The organism is Fulvivirga maritima (assembly GCF_021389955.1).
In the GTDB taxonomy this organism is placed as follows: domain Bacteria; phylum Bacteroidota; class Bacteroidia; order Cytophagales; family Cyclobacteriaceae; genus Fulvivirga; species Fulvivirga maritima.
Genome location: NZ_CP089980.1, coordinates 2,722,411 through 2,741,832, shown reverse-complemented (window position 1 = coordinate 2,741,832; position 19,422 = coordinate 2,722,411). Strand labels below are relative to the sequence as shown.

Annotated in this window: 11 protein-coding genes and 1 other RNA gene; 3 read left to right on the top strand and 9 right to left on the bottom strand. The window is 37.2% G+C overall.

The window, feature by feature from the left end; genetic code table 11:
• Position 1: 1 nt before the first annotated feature.
• The 7 genes from LVD15_RS11705 to ssrA all read right to left on the bottom strand — a co-directional run bounded on the left by LVD15_RS11705 (position 2) and on the right by ssrA (position 15,178).
• Positions 2–2,476: an FG-GAP-like repeat-containing protein gene (locus LVD15_RS11705; protein WP_233780512.1), complete on the bottom strand. Its 2,475-nt coding sequence runs from the start codon at positions 2,474–2,476 to the stop codon at positions 2–4.
• Positions 2,477–6,997, bottom strand: coding sequence for a T9SS type A sorting domain-containing protein (locus tag LVD15_RS11700; RefSeq protein ID WP_233780511.1), 4,521 nt, complete (start codon positions 6,995–6,997; stop codon positions 2,477–2,479).
• A 1,468-nt stretch (positions 6,998–8,465) separates the two neighbouring features.
• Entirely contained in the window at positions 8,466–10,532 is a 2,067-nt protein-coding gene (locus LVD15_RS11695; RefSeq protein WP_233780510.1) for a helicase associated domain-containing protein, read from the bottom strand.
• Between the two features lie 29 nt (positions 10,533–10,561).
• Positions 10,562–12,331 carry a DEAD/DEAH box helicase family protein gene (locus LVD15_RS11690; protein WP_233780509.1) on the bottom strand — a complete coding sequence of 590 codons (1,770 nt, stop codon included), beginning with the start codon at positions 12,329–12,331 and terminating at the stop codon, positions 10,562–10,564.
• A gap of 258 nt (positions 12,332–12,589) precedes the next feature.
• Positions 12,590–13,147 carry a recombinase family protein gene (locus LVD15_RS11685; protein ID WP_233780508.1) on the bottom strand — a complete coding sequence of 186 codons (558 nt, stop codon included), beginning with the start codon at positions 13,145–13,147 and terminating at the stop codon, positions 12,590–12,592.
• Between the two features lie 146 nt (positions 13,148–13,293).
• Positions 13,294–14,481, bottom strand: coding sequence for a site-specific integrase (locus LVD15_RS11680; RefSeq protein ID WP_370687418.1), 1,188 nt, complete (start codon positions 14,479–14,481; stop codon positions 13,294–13,296).
• Between the two features lie 286 nt (positions 14,482–14,767).
• Positions 14,768–15,178: a transfer-messenger RNA gene (ssrA, locus tag LVD15_RS11675) on the bottom strand.
• Positions 15,179–15,311: 133 nt separating this feature from the next.
• On the opposite strand from ssrA, the gene LVD15_RS11670 reads away from it, so the two are divergent.
• The 3 genes from LVD15_RS11670 (at position 15,312) to dnaX (ending at position 17,900) form a co-directional block, all read left to right on the top strand.
• Complete coding sequence (locus LVD15_RS11670; protein ID WP_233780506.1) at positions 15,312–15,749, top strand: hypothetical protein; 438 nt, start codon at positions 15,312–15,314, stop codon at positions 15,747–15,749.
• 16 nt (positions 15,750–15,765) lie between these two features.
• Entirely contained in the window at positions 15,766–16,107 is a 342-nt protein-coding gene (locus LVD15_RS11665; protein WP_233780505.1) for a hypothetical protein, read from the top strand.
• Between the two features lie 80 nt (positions 16,108–16,187).
• A complete protein-coding gene (gene dnaX / locus LVD15_RS11660; RefSeq protein ID WP_233780504.1) occupies positions 16,188–17,900 on the top strand; it encodes a DNA polymerase III subunit gamma/tau in 1,713 nt (570 codons plus the stop codon).
• 34 nt (positions 17,901–17,934) lie between these two features.
• Here dnaX and LVD15_RS11655 read toward each other — a convergent pair whose 3' ends face one another.
• Both LVD15_RS11655 and LVD15_RS11650 read right to left on the bottom strand, forming a co-directional pair.
• Entirely contained in the window at positions 17,935–18,864 is a 930-nt protein-coding gene (locus LVD15_RS11655) for a DUF3078 domain-containing protein (protein WP_233780503.1), read from the bottom strand.
• A gap of 45 nt (positions 18,865–18,909) precedes the next feature.
• Entirely contained in the window at positions 18,910–19,290 is a 381-nt protein-coding gene (locus LVD15_RS11650) for a response regulator (RefSeq protein ID WP_233780955.1), read from the bottom strand.
• Positions 19,291–19,422 lie beyond the last annotated feature (132 nt).

Sequence of the window (19,422 nt, the reverse complement as noted above, 5' to 3'; positions counted from 1 at the left end):
GTTATCTGGCTAATCTGAATGTTCCCTGTTGTTTATTTTGGTAACTCAAAGGACGTCCATCGTAGTAATGCCCTTGAATTTTCCACATATAAATACCTGATGGTTGCTTCTCTCCATTGTAAATCCCATTCCACTCATCCTCCTTACTGTTTATTGTTGCCAACAGCTTACCTTGAAGATTGAAAATTTCCAGCTTTACACTTTCAATTCCTGTCCCGTATATTTTAAACACATCATTATTACCATCTCCATCAGGGCTAAAATAATTAGGAATAAAAATCTCAGCATTCACCTTTACCAGCACACTGTCTGTTAATGAGCAGCCATTATTATCTGTTCCTCGCACATAGTAATAACTACTTATCTGAGGGCTTACTTCAACATAGGCATTATCAAATGGCGAGTTTAATCCCTCTTCCGGACTCCATTGGTATTCTATCGCCCCTGAGGCATTAAGGATTCCCACTTCATTTAAACCAATGGCAATGTCATTCCCTGCTTCCACTTCTGGCAGTGGATTTACTGCTACTGTCAAACCTGTACTATCAATAAGGCAATCTTCTATGTAAGTCTTTAAAGTATAGGTAGTATTTACAGAAGGCCATACATTAGGGTTAGAAGCTTCCTTATCACTTATAGCATCACTTCCCTCCCATTCATAATGATATGGCAATAATCCACCTGAAGCAGTAGGAGCCCCCCCCAGCTGAACAGTATCTCCCAGGCAAATCACCTTATCACCTCCTGAATTAATTACTGTTTTAGGATTTGCTTCTACTTCAATTGAAGTTTCAACAATACACCCTAAGGCTCTATTTACTGTTAAATTTATCAGTGAAGCATTTGCAGCATCTATGGTTAGTGTATCTTCATTAGAAATAGGTAGAGAAGACCCATTCATAAACCAAGAAGGACTATCTCCTGCCTTTTTATTACTATAACTAAGTATTACACGTTCACCACAATCTATTCTTTTGGTGGTGATTTGTATATCATAACAAACATAAAAGCTTTGTTCCTGAGCAAATGAAGAACTGTTATAACTTTGATCTACTGTCTGCACTCCCCAATAATAAAGTCCCTCTTCCAGTGAATTTAGATCGTAAGCAAGCCCTGTAATCCCCCCCATGTTAGGTGAAAGTAAAGTTCCTGTTGAAATATCTGATAAAGGGCTTTTTATATCCTGAATACCGGGTTGACTTCCTACGTAAAGATTATAAGTCAATCCATCTACAGCTGACTCCACATCACTACCTGCTGTCCATGAAAAACGAGCAGTATCAGCAACCACTTCTACCTGAAGGGCTGAAGGCGCCGTTGGATTACTATTTGTCTCTGAACTATTATTATGATATACGTTACTTATAGGCGAGTTAATAGAATACCCCGTAACAAAAAGATCTAACCTGCCATCATTATCAAAATCCACCCAATTAGCTTCGCCGGATATAATACCTGCTAAAGGCGTGGATGTATCTAGTAAATGACCATTATTATTTCTAAGCAAGTAGGCATTAAAATCCTGACCGTTAAGCCCTCCATAATACAAGTCAATATGTCCATCTTGGTTATAGTCTCCAAAGGCGGCATTGCTCAAGGTAGCTTCATCAAAATTTTGAACTAACGTGAAGTTTGACCCATCATTATTAATATATAACTGCGTATAATCATTACCATATCTTGTTCCACTAATCCAGACGTCTGGGAATCCATCTTCATTAATATCTGCGGCTTTAATATTGCCATTGCTTAGGCCAATCAAAGAAGTGGACGTGAGTGTAAAACCTCCCTTACCATCATTTAAATAATAATATGACCGAGGTTGATTATTATTATCTAACCCGTTCATTAAAATATCTTCCCATCCATCTTTATTAAAATCAGCAACCTCTATATCTCCCTGACTCATCCCTTCAAAAAGGACATTGGACTCTTCAAAATTGTCTCCCGTATTTTGATATAAAAGTGTATGTCTTTCACCCTCTTCATCTACTCCGCTAATAAGCACGTCTTTCAATCCATCGTTATTGAAGTCAATTACCTGAATATTACCAAAACCTAATCCTGTCAAAGTATGACTTAACAGGTAAAAACCAGACTGCCCATAATAATATATGAGGCTTAAAGGATTATTTGAATCATCTACTCCAGTAATAACTATGTCTGGCTTACCATCATTATTAAAATCTGCAATAGCGATATCTCCATTGGATAGCCCTGGAAAACCAGAACCCATAGAGGAAAAGGTTCCATCGGTATCATTGAAGAAAACATCTGTTATTTTGGTATTATCTGCCTGTATTCCAAACAAAACCAAATCACTCCAACCATCTCCATTAATATCAGCCCAAGCTGATGCTCCATCACCTACATCAGGAAGTTCATCATTGACTATGGAAAATTGCTGAGAATAGGAGCCATTACATGCAAACAGGACTAAAAACATTCCTGCAAAAAAGCGCAACACATTAATCATCTATTCTATAATAATTTTAAGGGTTTTTGTTATGTCCTCGGACTGTAGTATTAAAAAGTATATTCCTGGTTCCAGATCATCAAAATCAAAAGAGACGTCATACTCCTGAGCTCCCTTTCTTTCTTCAATAGCCATTTCACCTTGACCTTGTAATCTTAAAAACTGAAGTTTAATCGGCTGAACTTCTGTAAGCATCACGTTAGCCGTAAACTTTCCACTATTTGGATTAGGGTAAACTGTAAAAGACTTAATCGAATCATCATTTTTTCCAAATTCTTCTTTTGATGTTTCTCCGCTGGCTCCTGTAACTATAATTTCTTTACTCATAGATGCTTCACATCCTCCCAATTGAGTATTTAAGGTGATGGTATAGGTACCCGGCTCAGGAAATATCACTTGCTGATGATAACCATATTTCTCCATGGAGATAACTTCGTCTGGTATTTGCCACTCAGACGTGGTAGGTTCAGGATAAGAAACATTGACTAACACTACCGTATCTCCAGCTACAGCCTCACTTAAGACTAAGTATTCTGCGGATAGTACTTCATTACTGATTTCCAATTCATATTCAGCAGTGCCTGTACAGCCATTCATATCAGTAACTACTACTTCATACCTTCCTGGCATATCTGCCAATAAAGTCTGTGATGTACCTATTTGTTCGCCTTCAAATACCCAGCTATAATCACTTCCAGGGTAGCCCGCATCTAAGAACACTGTTTGGCCTTCACACACTGTACTACCTCCTCCTAGGCCTGGGGTAATAGGCAGAGGTTGCTCCAGAACAATCACTTCAGAAAAGGTACACCCATTAGCATCCAATACATCTAATTGATAAGACCCTGCACACAAGTTATAAAGACCTGAGCCAGAAACTCCTCCTGACCATGTAAATTCATATGGAGCTGTACCTCCTTGTAATGAAACCTCTAAACTTCCATCACAACCATCATAGCAAGCAGGCTCTCTTTTATCGACCAGAAGTTCAAAGGGCATAGGTGCTGAAATGACCACCTCAATAAAATTGATACAACCTTCTGTATTTTCTATCTGGATAAGATATAAGCCTTCGGGTAAGTTCTCCTTTCTAATTCCTTGGGCTCCATCAGGCCAGGTAGCCATGTCTCCAGGCTGCAATTCAAGGTCAATAACACCATCAGAAAGACCGTAACATGAAACATCATCTACGTTTACAGCAATAGGCTCTGGAGCATTAGTATTGGCTATTCCAAAATATTCTTGCTTAGTGCAACCATTATTATCTGTTATACTGAGTTGATATCTACCTGCTTCTGCATTTAATAAATCACGATCATTACTAATTTCTATCCCGTCCTCATTCTTCCAACTATAAACATAGGGAGCAACTCCTCCACTTATATCAACCCTTACGGTTCCATCTTCTTCCAAACATTCGGTTGACGTTATCTCTGAAGGAAGTATGGTTAAAGGGGCAGGGCTATAGATATGCACCTGCTTAGTAAGAGGGCAATTTCCATAACTATCTGATACAATCACTTCATAATCACCTGCTACCAAATCAGTAAAAACACCTTCTTCTTCCCAAGTACTCCCCTGATCGATAGAGTATTGATATGGAGGTACACCTCCCTGTGCTTCCAATGTAAAACTTCCTTCTGCAGCTCCACTACACAATACATCATTCAATGATATTAACCGCACACTCATTTCTTCTGGATCTTCTATTTGGATGCTCAAACTATCTACACATCCTCTGGAATCTTCAGCATAAAACAGATAATCTCCAGCTTCCAATTGACTGAATACTCTATTCTCATATTGCAATTCATCCTTAGTCAATCCATATTTATATGGCGTATTTCTCCAGCCGCCTGAAGCTTGTAACGTAATAGATCCGTCAGCAGAGCCAAAACATGTGGCTTGCTGCAGTTGATTATATGATAAATCAAAATTTAAAGCAGGTTCTTCTATACTAAAGGGAGAACCCGAACGAGGATATGAGCATCCATTGTCATCTTTTACTAATAAATAATAAAGTCCTGCATTCAGACTTTGCATATTAGCAGAAGCCGAAACTGACAGTGTATCTTCACGCAATGTTTGTTTATATTGATCCTGCCACGTTAAATAGTATGGGGCAGTACCTCCCTCAATTGTCGCGGTTACTGAACCATCTTCATCTCCTTTGCAGATAAGTGACGTGGATGACAATAAGGTATTTAGCCTGTCAGGTTGTGGCATAAAGACGGTATCGAATCCCTGGCATCCATAATAATCTTCCATCTTCACTTGATAGTATCCCGATATCAATTGTTCAAAAACAGCACTATCTACAGGACTTTCCGTTGCTCGTTGCTCATCAAAAGGAAACTCGAGATCTGGAGGGACATCTAAATGTGTTAGGGTATAATAGTAACTTTGTCCTTGATATGGCAATCCTTCCTTAGCCAGTAAGCCTACACTAGCAGTAGCGCTACCATAACAGCTGGCAGGCAATATATTTCTAGCATCCAGAATTATTTCATTAGGTTGAGTTAAAGAGGTTGTGGTGGTCAACTCACATCCATTCGGGTCTCTCATTAACACCTGATAGGTAGTATCTGCTTTTAAAGCGCCTATAAATGTTTCTTGTGACACGCCTTGCGTACTAGCCATCAAGTCTACCCCTATGTATAACTGATAAGGTGTGGCTCCTCCACTTAAAGTGAAATTAAGGGTATCTGTACCTCCAAAACAACTTACATCATAGTACTCACTATTATCATTGGGATTATGATATTCATTTGCCGGAACCACCTGTACAAATTTTAATGAATCGGGGCGACTAAGAATAATATCTTCTGTTCCCTCATAAGCACAGTCATAACGATCAGTAATATCATAAGTATACACAATATTATCACCACTTCCATTTACGGGAGATAATGAGGTATAAACAGAATCATCCTTATATTCAGAAAATCCTTCGTTTGAGCTTAGATGAAATTCGTAAGGACTGGTGCCCCCCTCACCTGATAATGTTATGATCCCGTCTTCCGACTCATAACAAGAAACTTCTGCCCCTCCGACATATTTATAGGTTTCAGCTGTGGCTGTAGGTAATGAAGAGGGCTGCTTTATCACTATATCTGTTTTTGAGTAACATTGGGTAGTGTTATTTTTATCTTTCACCTCTATATAAATAGGATATGATCCGGCGACTAAATTCGAAAATATCACTGGATTACTCTCACTTATCTCCCCTATTGGATCATCATTTCCTCCGCGATCACTGTCCATGGTGATATATAATTCCCTATCATCATCAACTCTTTTAATGGATATGTAGCCTGAGTTATCTCCTTTACAAAGTACATGTTGGATATCAAAATACGCATTAGAGTACAATGGCTCTTCGTCCTTATTAAGTACACCATCTACTTCTTCCGGCACACCAATAATTGGAGGTGGTGGCGGCAAAATATCTACAGGTAAGCTGTTAGAGCTGTAATCAAGATTAGTTACATTGTCTTCATAAAAAATCTTTACCGAATAATACTTAGTAACATTTTCACTTACTTCAGGGGTTGGTATTTTAATGGCATAAAGGCCATGTGGTGAATCCTGAGTACTTGTAGCAATTAGATTCCATTTCAAATCATATATGGGCACATTATACTTACACCCTTCTTTGCTACAAGTTCCTGTACAATCCAAGTCACTATCTACATCTCCATGGGTTCTATCAATATTACATTGTAAACAAGCAGCATCAACCTCATCAGAACACTGTTGATTCATCCTTTCCTCATATCCTATTACTATCTGATCCCCTTTAACATTTTCATACCATTCTATTTTCTCAATTTTATCATCTATTATTGGGTAATTTCCAGGCTTCCAAAAAATATAATAATTGTAATCATAATCACTATCAGTTCCGCACACTACCCGGGAACCTGAAGGGTTGGGATTATCTTTATTATAGTCACCTTCGTAAGCAAATAAAGGAGCATGCATTACTGGAGGGGTGATGGTATAGCGTATTTTTATACTATACTTATCACCTAAATCACCCCTTGTAATTTCAATTATACCTGACCCTAGGTTTTCATCAATTGCAAGTGCCTCATTAAAAATTTCATTCTGATGATCATCATCTGACTCACTGCAGCTTCCCCACTCACAACTACACCTATTATCATAATTTGGATCTCCAAAACAATCCTTTTCATATCCTTCAACTCTTATATCCAAATCAATTGTCCAGTCAGGTCTATAAGTAAACTCATTATCATATACAATGTAAGGTAATGAAGGGCCTAGACGATCAGCATCGTTATTATTAGCCTCGGTAATACAAGTACCGCCAGGAGTATTATCCATTCCGATTATTCCTCCTCCTCTCCAATAGTCATCATTCTCTTCAGTTAACTTGCTCCATATTCTCCATCTGTATTCTTCACCATCATCATCAGATCCGCCGTAACCACAAACTTCTATTACTTCTAGCTTAACCCTGTACTGCCCTTCCTCATAAGATTCCTGAGCACTCACTTGAGTAAAGGCACATAGACTCAGTAAAAAGTGGAAAAAAATTAAGAAAGCTAGATTTATATAAGGTTTAGAGCAATCCTTAGGAAAGAGTTTTTTCATAAAAGCAAAAAAATAAACAACAAAACCAAATTTATAACTAAAAGAAGTAATCAATGAATCATTTAAATATTAATACACCAACCACATGACTAAACAATGCCTAAAATAAAATATAATACAATTATACTGCCTCTTATATTTATATAATATATTAGATTCAATATAAATATGCGAGGTGCCAAATAGGTAACCTCGATTAAAAAAGATTAATAATATATTCCTTAATTAAGTAATTTTATAATTATTCAAAACGGAGATAAAACCAACAACCTAAATCTCACACAGAATTAAGTTAACTTCCTTAAATTCAGCTAATAAATATAATTTGAAGGAAAGTCGTGATAATAGGACAAAAAACTCTAACTAAATTTTCTATTCTATTATAAAATCCTCATATAAACTTAGATGCATAAGAAGTGGTTAATTCTACAATTGAGGTTATATGATATTATAGCAAACTGGCTTAACCTAACAACCACCTCCCCGCTTTTCATTGAAACCTACAGGCTGAATAAGGCTCTTTCCGTTCCTGCAATCGCCCCATTCAACCTCGCACAACAAGCCTTTTTACTTACCTGCCCACTCCCCTGGGTAAGTCAATACCCTTGTTTTTTTCCTCGCTCAGTTTCTATACAGTAATTCGGAACCTGCTCACATTTCTAACCGCAAAAATATATCACAATACAAAGCCTGTAAAGGGTATATAAACAGTACCCAACTCAGCCCTTCCCTACTGCCCTTGACAGACTTTGTACATTAATATGAACTGGCATTTAAGAAATGATGACTGATTCTCTGGAGCAGGTAAAAGATATGATTATACGACTTAGATATACCCTCCCTTTTTATGTGAGTGGCCTGTTGGGGTGGCCACAGCAAGATGTACAAATGTATACATTTGGATCTTGACCTAACGGTAAGTGGCCATGCTCGCAACTCGCATAGAGTGAATGAAACACGCCTAAGTTTAATCTATCTATGATCTGTAAGAATTGGCATTGCTCACTTTCATAAACACTGACAGCTTAGGTTCTAAATACCATTCCAAATTCTTTTTGAAAATAATATGGGTTATTAATATTTACTCACCTGTTTTATTCAGTATCAGAATGGTGGGATTGATTGGCTTGGTAAACCAGCGTTTTGTGAGACTTTTAAAACGCTAGGAACAACTCATTTAGTCTTAACTAAGAACTAATTATACCACCATGCCAAGCATGGCGGCAACGGTGCTTAGCATTTGTTAATTTTCGTGTTTTTCTCCGTCTAGTTTCTGAGTTCGTGTTTGTTCGTCCAGGGTAGTGGGAGCGGCCATACTTTGGTTTGTGGGTTAGCCCGTGTGACCTGGCAATGTGTATGGGTTGGGCTATCATTCTAATTCAATGTTCAATTCTCTCATAAGGTTGAGTTGTTCTTCTGTTAGCTCATTGTTTCTTAAAGCTCTTCTTGTTCTAGCCAATGATTGGTAGTATCTGGCTTCATCTTTATTATCAGTGCTTGCTTTAGGATAATGACCACTATTTTCAATGAACTGAGCAATCTCTCGAAGTTTATTTGACCATTTGGTAAAGCCTCTACTTTCTGATGTTGAGTCATCGAATAAAATACCAATGGATTCAAATTTCTCAATTCTTTCTTCTGGGATAGTGCCTTTTCGATAAGCAGTTTTTTGGTTCCTAAACCAAGAATACATTGGGTTTAAAGTTCCTTCTATTTTATGTGGAATACGCAGAACACCAGATGAATCTATATAGTTTTTTAGTTCTTCAAAGTTCTCGTCCCAAGACCGCTCAACTTGTTTTTCATCCATTTCCAAACTCAACCCTAAGCGTGTGAATAATTGGATTTTATCATCCGGTAATGAATTTTTCTTGAAGGAAATTTTCTGATTCATCCACCACGTGTAAAGTGGGTTTCTTTCTCCGTTGATTGAAGTGGGTAGATTCAATATGCCATTGTTTACATGTTTTGAAAATTCGTCAAACTTCTCTGCCCAAACTTCCTCGCCACCACGACCTTCTCCAACCCACTTAAAATTGATTGAGTGTAGAAGATCAATTCGCTTCTTTGATAAGCGCTTCCTGTTTTTGGCACTACCAGCCATTACAGCTCGTTGTGCCATAACCCAAACGTATAAGCTTTTCTCTTCTTCGTTATCAGTTCGATAACCTGGATCCCTTCCATTTTTGTTAAGAAATTCTTTGTATAACTGGAATTGATCAAGCCATTTTTGTTCGTTCTTCTCTTTTCCTAGCCCTTCTAAGTCAAATTTTATTTCCTTTAACTTACCAATTTGTTCTTCATTTAGAGTTCCTTTCTTGTACCGTGAGCGTTGAGAGTAAAGCCAACTATTAAATTCGCTATGAGCATTCTTTGTCGGTATTTTTCCAGTTTCCTGAACCCACTTACTAACCTTTTCAAATCTTTCTTTCCAATTTTCAAAGAAGCGGTCAAGGTTAAGAGATTGAATCTTTTTTGTTTGATATTCGGAAAGAAGTCCTTCATCCAGATTCTTCTTATGACGCAGAATCCATGAATAAGCATTGTTTCCTATTTGGTCAGCGGAAATCGAATCTTTGTCAGAAATCAGGCCTTTGACTTCCTTGAAGTAACTTGTCCAGTTATCAGTTTTGCCTTCAAAATTGAATTCTAGTTCTGCCATTTTTTCGAACCAGTAGTTACTTAGGCTATTTTCCCTAAATCGCTTTCTAATTTCTTGACAAAAAACACTTAATTGGCTTTCTTCTGATTTAGAATTCTTACGATCATAGGCAGGCCACCGATCAGGATTTTCTTTTCGAAAATCGACAAGTGCATTATAAGTGGGTATCCATTTTTTCCTGCTCGCTGGACCTGAAAAAGTCCTATCTATTGATAGGAACTTGCTCTTTTGATAATCTGATATGATTTTGCCATATCTAATACATGTTTGCTGATACTTATACCACTTGACCAAGTCATCATCATCTATGCCCTTACAGGGTGGAAACTCATTTGACCTTGCGTATTCTTCGAATATCTCAAACTGTCTATTCCATTTCCACTCGACAATACTCCAGGCAAAATTTATAGAGTTAAGCTTTCTGATTTCTTCATTCTTGAGATTCCCGTTTTTCTTTCGATTTCTCTGTTGGGCAACCCATTGGTAGAGTTCGCGATCAGTTTTTTGACTTGGGTATTCTGGGTTCCTCTCAAGAAATTCCTTGAGCTTGAAAAACCACAAATCCCAGTTGTTTGAAGTTTTATCAACGATTTGATCAAATAGTGAATTTCTTAATTTCTCTTCGAATCCTTCCAAAAGGATCGTATCCTGCTCTTCAATAAAACTCCCTGAGACAATATCAATTCGTGACGATCTTCTCTTACCTTTCCCATAAGCTAGAGAATTGATTTCATCCTGTAGGCGTTCATCTTGATCACAAAGCGAACGGGTCACTTGCAATAAGTTTTTAAATGAGCCCGAACTTATGGAATCTTCAACTTCAGATCGTTTCGAATGATAAATTGGCACGACCACAAGACCGATTTTCTTACCTTCTTTTTTCTTAAAGCCCTTCCAACCGCCTGAACAATATCAACTTTTGAGTTCTTGGGGTCACAGAAATATACCAGATCAATTGTCGGCACATCAACTCCTTCAGTCAAACAGCGAGCATTTGAAACAATGGCTTTGTCTGAATTTTTGAAATCATTTAAAACTATATTTCTCTGACTTGTGGGTTGCTCTCCACTTACGGAAAACGTGGATGTTTCCGGGAATAATAGTGAATGTCGGTTTGCAAACTCAGAAGCAAGTTTAACCCTTGAATGAAAAGTTAGGCTATGATTGACTGAATACTTATTCATTATATGATCCAGTGCATAATTATTGGCTATTTCATCAATAGATAGCTTGGCATCTACGAACCTTCTCCTCTCTATGTATTCTTTAAGTTCTTCGTTATTTACTCCAACCGCCACAATTTTATAATCAACCAGGATATCTTGTTCAATTGCATCTTTAAAAGACATTCGATAGAATTCATGCCCAAAAGTTTCAGGATCATTCATATCGTACGCATACTTTAAGTCATCCCCTAATTTCTTTTTGAGGGACTCTTTAACAATTCTAGGAGTTGCCGTAGCATAAAGTCTTCGCTTGGAAGGGATTTTACGATTATCATGAACAAGGCTGAATTTGTTCATGCCAACACCTGCTGTCTTGTGAGCTTCATCACAAAATATGAAATCAAATTCAAAATCGACACCTTTTATTGCATCCGCAATTGATTGTAAAGAATGGTAAGTACTGAAAATGACTTTTTCTGGATAATCTTTGGCTAAGAACTTTTCAATCTCTATCGGGTCAGTAGTGACCCTTATATCAATTTCATAAGTGTGGGTCACAATAGAATCTGTTGCATCTTTATCTATGTCAGATTCAGAGCAAACACAGATGTACTGATACTTTGATTTTCGTTGATTTGCCCATTCGTTTTTGATCTGGCGTAACAATGCTAATGATGGGACAAGGACTAAACAATTTTTGGATTCCAGACCCTCTTTTATCCAAAGAGCTGTATATGTCTTACCAGCTCCACATGGAAGAATGAGCTGTCCCCGTTCTTCAATTTCGAAAAAATTAATACAATCTTTGATAGCTTCTTTCTGATGAGGTTTGGGCTCAAAGAAAACTCTTTCACTAATCGCCAATCCAATCAGAATCTCATAAAAAGTATGGAATATATCAGACTTTATCTCTTGAAGGTTAGTAACAGAATAAAGAGTGAAATTCTTATACCTAGTTTTGGAAACTTCATCTAAATCAGCAGCATTTGTAAAGACAACATAGTGATCAGCGTTGGGGCAAAAAGCAAAAAGGTTAGCAATTTTGTCTGACGTCCAGTTCAGGCGTGTGGATTCGTTATTTTTGAATTTGCATTGAACAGCATAAAATTTGCGGTCAATATCCTCAAGAATTAAATCGGCACCATAATCTTGGTTGCCGAGATTTAGTTTGTTTCGGACTGCAGTTGGGACTTCTTCAAACAGCCAGACATTAATGAAATTATCTTTTTCAATCGGGGAGTATTGAAAATAGAGTTGAGTTAATACTTCAAAAATCTTTCCTGCTCTTGTGTCCTTCTCTCCTTCTTCAGTGTTATGAATGTTGTACTTGGATAGTTCGGATTTTATATCTTCCCAAGTTCTCCGGTTTTCAAGAATCCCTTTTAGTATTTTTTGATATTCAGTCATTTGTGCGGTGGCAGAAATTCCGACTCTTTTTGTTTTTAATTTAGGGTCTAGCGAAGGAAAAACCAAATATGCCTGAATGTGCGATTTGCTTTTCTACGTCACGGCATGAAACCTAAACTCCGTAAAGGGAAACACATTCCCATATTTCTTTTAGTTGGTCAATCTAACTAATTTAATGTAAAAAATGAAGAGCAGCGTATTTAGATATACATCTTATTAAATGCTCAATTTTAGAGTAGTTATTCATTTTTCTATTTTTCACTTAACCCCTTCCCTTCTCAAATAATCATACAAAGTAGACCTACTTATCTTCAAGTCTGTCAGGATTTCTGCCACTGGTATTCCTTGTTGATATCTATGAGCTGCAGCACTGGCTTTAGTTTTGTTATATGTCCCTTTGGGCCGGCCACCGGTTCTACCTCTAGCCCTGGCTGCCTTTAGCCCTTCTTTGGTTCGCTCTCTTAATATCTCTAATTCCATCTGTTTGAGGATGGCGATGATCTTAAACAAGGCTTCACCCATGATGCTATTGGTATCAATGCGCTCATCCAGGCTAACGAAATCTATATTTCTAATCTTTAACGTATCAAGCAAATTAATGAGCTCTTTGGAAGTTCGGCCAAGGCGGTCTATACTTTTTACTATGAGAGTATCATCCCGGCGAAGTTTGGAAAGTAGCTGATCCAACTTCACTTGCTGCTTTCTTCCAGATAGTTTTTCAACCACAATTTCCTCACAACCTTCAGCTTTCAAAGCATCCAGCTGACGGTCCAGGCTTTGATCATTCTTACTTACACGAGCAAACCCAAATTTCATTCTCAAAAGTTCGGTTAAATGTATAATGGTAAGTTAATCAAATTTTGATTAATCAAATGCTTTAACCGAACTAATTATTATTAAAACAAGGGGGTATAGGTGGGTAAAGACAAAAGTTCGAAAAAACGATCGCAACCTGACTCCCTTCACTCATTTTCACTCATAAGCGATTTCAACTTCCTCATATCTGCACTCACTTTTCCTTGAACAACCTTTGCATAAATCTGAGTCGTCCTCATATTTTTATGCCCCAGCATAGAACTTACAGACTCTATTGAAACACCATTGGACAAGGTCACTGTAGTAGCAAAAGTATGCCGAGCCACATGAAACGTAAGATTCTTGTTTAATCCGCATATGCATCCAATCTCTTTCAGATAAGCATTCATCTTCTGATTTGACAATATAGGTAACAATTTCCCCAAATATTGGAGTTCAGGAGAATTTTGATACCTTTTTATAATCTCTAGCGCTTTCGAGAGCACAGGAACATTTGATGAATTACCCGTCTTAGTTCTTTCAATAAATATCCACAAATCCCCATCCAATCCCTTTGATATATCTTTAATTGTAAGCTTCCTAACATCTGCATAAGAAAGTCCTGTATAACAACAAAACACAAAAACATCTCTCACTTGCCCCAACCTTTCTATTTCAAAATCTTTTTGCTCCAAAGCAGTCAATTCATCTTGAGTTAAATAGTCTCGTTTAACCTCTTTAAACTTAACTTTATACTTACCAAAAGGGTCCTTTGCCAGCCAATCATTGAGAATAGCAGTATTAACAATTTTCCTAATATTCCGAATGTATTTTAAAGTTGTATTATGATTACAGTTTCTTGTAACTTTAAAATAATGCTCAAGCTTAACTATAAACCCATAATCTAAATCACTTAATTCAATATCCTCGCAACTATACTCTCTAGTTAGAAAGTCTATTAAATGCTTTTTTGTAGTCTCAAATCTCGTATAAGTTCCTTGAGCATACCCCTTACCTATTTGATTCTTCAGCTGTTTATTATGAAAATCAAAAGCCTCAATTAATGTCTTCTTGTTGCTTCCTCCACCCAAATAGGCTTCTTTAATCAACCTTGCTGAAATTCTCTGATTCAGATCAAATAACTTATTATGAATGCGATTCAATTTGACTTGGATATTATCTAGATGCGAATTTATTTCTCTTGCATCTATTCGGTTCCCCCGAACCCTCCCTAATCTTGTATCCCACCGATCTGTCAATATTGATCTTTTAGCCGATACCTCAGCGCGTTCTCCATTGACAGTTATTCTAACATAAATAGGGGTAGCCTTATCTTTTGATCTAGTTTTTCGCAGAAAAAAAGAGTATACTGAAAGAATCCATAATTAGAGAATTTAAATACTCTCATAATTTAATAAAAAAATATTTAAAACTAAACTAACTCAATATTAAAAAATAAAATGTATCAATCTGAATTACAGTATCTTACACCATCTCTGGTGAGTTATTACAAACTATCAATTTACTCACCGAATAACTCACCTAGCTATTGGTTTTATATGAATAAAATGGCATGAGCATTAAACAAAAAAGCCTCTTTAAATAGCTTAAAGAGGCTTTTGATGTCATTTGACTTGTGAATTGTGGAGCCGGAGGGATTCGAACCCTCGTCCAGTGAAGGCAACTATCGTGTCTTCTACATGCTTAGTTGTCATCAGATTGTCGGGTAAAGCCAGGCCGACAACAGCCAAACATTACCTTAGTTGCGATCAATTTCGCACTGGCATCACAACCCTGCCGGCACTAGTTCTGCTTATTCGACATCCCAATTTCAAAACCTGCAGAACAGAGGTTTTGTGGAACGTGGCCCGGGAACTGCGTCTGGCAGCTCAACCGATTAAGCCTGTCATCTTAACTAGTTGTTAAGATTAGGCAGCCATGGCGTAATTAGATTCGCCAATTGTGTTGTGGAACTATCTTTCAAGGCTCTCATCCCATGAGCCTGCATGCTTACCCACGTAATCACACATCCTGTCAAAACCGGTCGGCCCCGGTTTGCCAAAGAGAACTACAAATATAAGCGTAAATAAGTTCTGCAAACAACCTATTCAGGATATTATCCCATATTATTTCATACCTGAAATCTGTTTGATACTTTCGTAACTTATTCTTAATCAACATCTCAATGAAAGTATTTTTATTTACGTTAAGCTTTTTTATTATAACAAATTTAGCCTCAGCTCAGATCCTCAAGGTAGACAAGGGTAGTATAGATTCTGACTCTTCTAATTATTTTATGGGAAGCATTAATATAGAGTTTGACCTAAATAACAAAAGTGCCACGGCAGAAGAAAATATCACTTACACAGGTCTTGAAGGCTCTTCTGATCTAGTATATGTTGGTAAGAAACACGCCTACATATTAATTAATGAAGTCAGTTATATAAAATCTACCGGAGGTCCGCTTATCAGTACGGGGTATACTCATTTCCGCATTAATTTTTTAAGGAAAAGAAAACTTTCTTATGAGAGTTTTACTCAGGTGCAATATGATAATGGTAGGCAGATGCCTTTTCGTTTTTTACAGGGAGCAGGTATAAAAATACGATTAAAAAAAGTCTGAGAAAAACAAAATATTCATGGGTATAGGTGCTATGTATGAAAGAGAAAACTGGAACTCTCTGGAAACCAAAGGAGAAATCATTAACAAAAACATTTGGAAAACCTCTAACTACATCACGTCAAAACTTACTATTAATGAAAATGTAGGGTTTAACATCATACTTTACTACCAGGGAGGTTATGATTATGATTCTGAAGTATTCAGACATAGAGTAAGTGGAGATGCAGTATTAAATATAAAACTCACCGATAAGCTAGCATTTAATACCACCTTCACTGCTCAGTATGAAGACAAGCCCATTATACCGATCAATAACTTCGTTTACTCTTTAACTAATGGATTTAAGTTCACCTTCTAAGGAAGACAATGAAGCATTCTGTTACACCTGTTTTTTATTTTTTTCTTTTCACTTTCAGCGGGACTTCTTAACTTCGAGCGATGGATAAATTTGTTGTATCAGCGCGGAAGTACAGACCTACAGGTTTTGAAGAAGTAGTGGGTCAAAGTCATATTACTACTACCTTAAAAAATGCGATAGACAACAATAAACTGGCTCAGGCATTGTTGTTTTGCGGCCCCAGAGGGGTTGGTAAGACTACGTGTGCCCGTATTTTGGCCAGAATGATCAATCAGTTTGATGAGAAAAGTGAAGGCAACTCATTAAATATATTTGAGCTGGATGCAGCCTCTAATAACTCTGTAGATGATATCAGAAACCTGATTGACCAGGTGCGTTACCCTCCTCAATATGGTAAGTACAAAGTATATATCATAGATGAGGTTCACATGCTATCTAATGCAGCCTTCAATGCCTTTCTTAAAACATTGGAGGAGCCACCAGAATATGCCATATTCATACTGGCCACTACAGAAAAGCATAAAGTAATACCTACTATCCTTTCCAGATGTCAGATTTTTGATTTCAACAGAATTCAGGTATCTGATATTGCTGATCACCTAAAAGGAATAGCAGATAGAGAAGATATAAAAGCTGAAGAAGAAGCGCTTCACCTAATAGCCCAAAAAGCTGATGGTGCGCTAAGAGACGCTCTATCTATATTTGACCTTATAGTAACTTTCTCAGCAGACAGAAATGTTACTTACCAGTCTACCATCAATAATTTGCACATTCTGGATTATGAATACTATTTCAAAGTAGTAGATCATTTACTGAATGAGGACATAACACAGTCTTTATTGATTTTTGATGAGATCCTTAAGCAAGGGTTTGATGGACATAACTTTATAGTAGGTCTCAGTGAGCACTTACGTAACCTTATGGTTTCTAAAGACAATGCCACTGTACACCTGATGGAGGTACCTGCTAACACCAAAGAAAAGTATATAGACCAGGCTAACAGGGCTTCAAAATCATTTTTACTTACAGCACTCAACATTTCTAATCAGTGCGATATCAACTATAAAGGAAGTAAAAATCAGCGCCTGAGTGTAGAACTTATGCTCATGAAGTTAGCTCATATTAATTCTGCCATCAGTCTTGCTTCTGAAAATGGCCTAAAAAAAAAAAGTGAGCTAAACGAAGCGGAAGAAAAGGAGACTACTCCTGATTCTAACGAAAACGCTCAAGCATCTACGGAAGCTCCTGCTGCTACCACAGGTTCAGGAGCTACTCCTACCTCTGCTTTAAAGCCTTCAAAAAGGCTAAGCATGTCTAAGCTGAAGACTACCGCCAAGATTCCTAAAAACCTGGATGATCTGGCTAAAAAGACCGAGGAGGAAAAAGGAAACGAAGAGAAACACCATGTAGAAGAAACCTTTGGAACGGATAGCTTCACACCTGAGCAACTCATTCAAGTATGGAATGACTTTGCCGAAAGCAGAAAAGCAGAAGGTAAAAACTCTGAGCACATGGTAATGAAGCAGGAGTTTTACCTAAAAGATCCTACTACCATCGTTATCAAATTTCTTAATCCGGTAAAAATTGATATTCTGGATAGATTCAGGCCAGAGCTACTGAAACACCTTAAAAGGAAGTTAAACAATGGAAAGATATCTCTGGAAACAGAGTTAATTGAGGCTCAGGCGCAGAGAATGATTTACACTAATCATGAAAAATTCGCCTACCTTATTGAGAAAAAGCCAATACTGAGAGATTTACAAAACAGATTAGGCTTAGATACTGACTTCTAACAATAAAGCCTCCGTATCAGGGAGGCTTTATTAATTATTTCTTCTTCTCTTTATAATTTTTATAGGTATAAACCACGCCCAGGTTTAGCGCCTGGCTTATCTGCAGTTCGTCTATCTGATCATAGTCATACAGCAAAATACCTCCTATGGATACATCTAAGAATTTATTCACTTTCGCCGCCAGCGTCAGATCAAGTCGGTGATCCAGCTTTTTTACTTCAAGCTGCTCATAATTAGCGAATAACATATATTTCCATTTCAAATTCAGGTTTTCAGCTATGTCCTTATTAAAGTCAGCTACCATCTGGAAAGCCAAAAATTCAAACCTTGTCTTGTCTCCGGGATCTACGCCATAAGCACCTACTTCTGACAATTGATCATTATTAACCACGGTCAATCTAGGAGAAAAAGGTCCTAATCTCAATTTAAAATAATCAACAGGATGATATTCAAAACCCCAGGAAGAGGTTATAAAAGCAGGAGCCATAAACTCAGAAATCAGACTGTCACGCGTAGTGCCATCTGCCTGTTCCACTTCGTATTCATACCCTCTATCAAACTGAGAAAGGAAGGTTAGTGAGGTGAAAAAGGTCCATTTATCACTTAATATTCTGCCATATTTAGTATCTAAAAAAAGGCGATCTACCGATTTTCTACTTCCTTGATCTTCGTTCTTTACAAGACCATATCCAAGATCAATGGTATTATCCCATGAGTGGATATCCTTTTTATAGTTAGCCTTATAAGTAAGAAAGGTATTTAGCCCAATGGAGTTAACGCCTCCACCTTGCCAATTATCAGAAAAGGATGCCTGATTAAAACTAAGCCCCCCTCTAAAATCTTTTTTCCAATAAGTAGTGTCTTTAGGGATAGTGTCATTTTGTTGCCCATGGGCTGTAAAAAAGCCAAATAGGCATGCCAGTGTTAAAGGTAAAAGTACCTTACACGCATTTACTTGTCGCATTATATTAGTCTGTTTTATGAAGAGTTACAGCTACAACAGAACTTCTCAGAGATTGTTTACCTTAACTTCCTCCAGAGCAGATTCTGTAAGAGGCTTGGTTATAAATTTTATAACATGATTATTGTTTACAATCTTATCAATGTCTCTTTTATTATCAGAACTAGAAAGAATAATCACTTTGCACTTATCTTTAATTGCATCACTGAATTTTTCAAATTCATATAAGAAAACAAAGCCGTCTACAATAGGCATATTTATATCAAGAAATATCAGGTTAGGCAGGTTATCAATATTATCCTGATTTTCTTTTAAATAGTCTAGAGCACTTTTTCCGGAGTTTTTCACCTCAACCCTGTTAGCAAACTTGGTGATTTCAATTATACGCTTACTGATGAAGTTATCAGTATCATTATCATCCACAAGCATTACTAAATCGATCGCCTTAGAGTCAGTCAACTTTCTGCTGGTTTAGTTAAAAATTCAATTTTTTGAAGTTTACACAAGAAAAGAAATTAGCCCCCTTTCTTTTGCCGAAAAATTGGCTATTCCATTCCTGAT

Coding starts and splice junctions, on each gene's coding strand:
- LVD15_RS11705 (WP_233780512.1), bottom strand. CDS start 2,476: ATGATTAATGTGTTGCGCTTTTTTGCAGGAATGTTTTTAGTCCTGTTT.
- LVD15_RS11690 (WP_233780509.1), bottom strand. CDS start 12,331: ATGACTGAATATCAAAAAATACTAAAAGGGATTCTTGAAAACCGGAGA.
- LVD15_RS11685 (WP_233780508.1), bottom strand. CDS start 13,147: ATGAAATTTGGGTTTGCTCGTGTAAGTAAGAATGATCAAAGCCTGGAC.
- LVD15_RS11670 (WP_233780506.1), top strand. CDS start 15,312: ATGAAAGTATTTTTATTTACGTTAAGCTTTTTTATTATAACAAATTTA.
- LVD15_RS11665 (WP_233780505.1), top strand. CDS start 15,766: ATGGGTATAGGTGCTATGTATGAAAGAGAAAACTGGAACTCTCTGGAA.
- dnaX (WP_233780504.1), top strand. CDS start 16,188: ATGGATAAATTTGTTGTATCAGCGCGGAAGTACAGACCTACAGGTTTT.
- LVD15_RS11655 (WP_233780503.1), bottom strand. CDS start 18,864: ATGCGACAAGTAAATGCGTGTAAGGTACTTTTACCTTTAACACTGGCA.
- LVD15_RS11650 (WP_233780955.1), bottom strand. CDS start 19,290: ATGCTTGTGGATGATAATGATACTGATAACTTCATCAGTAAGCGTATA.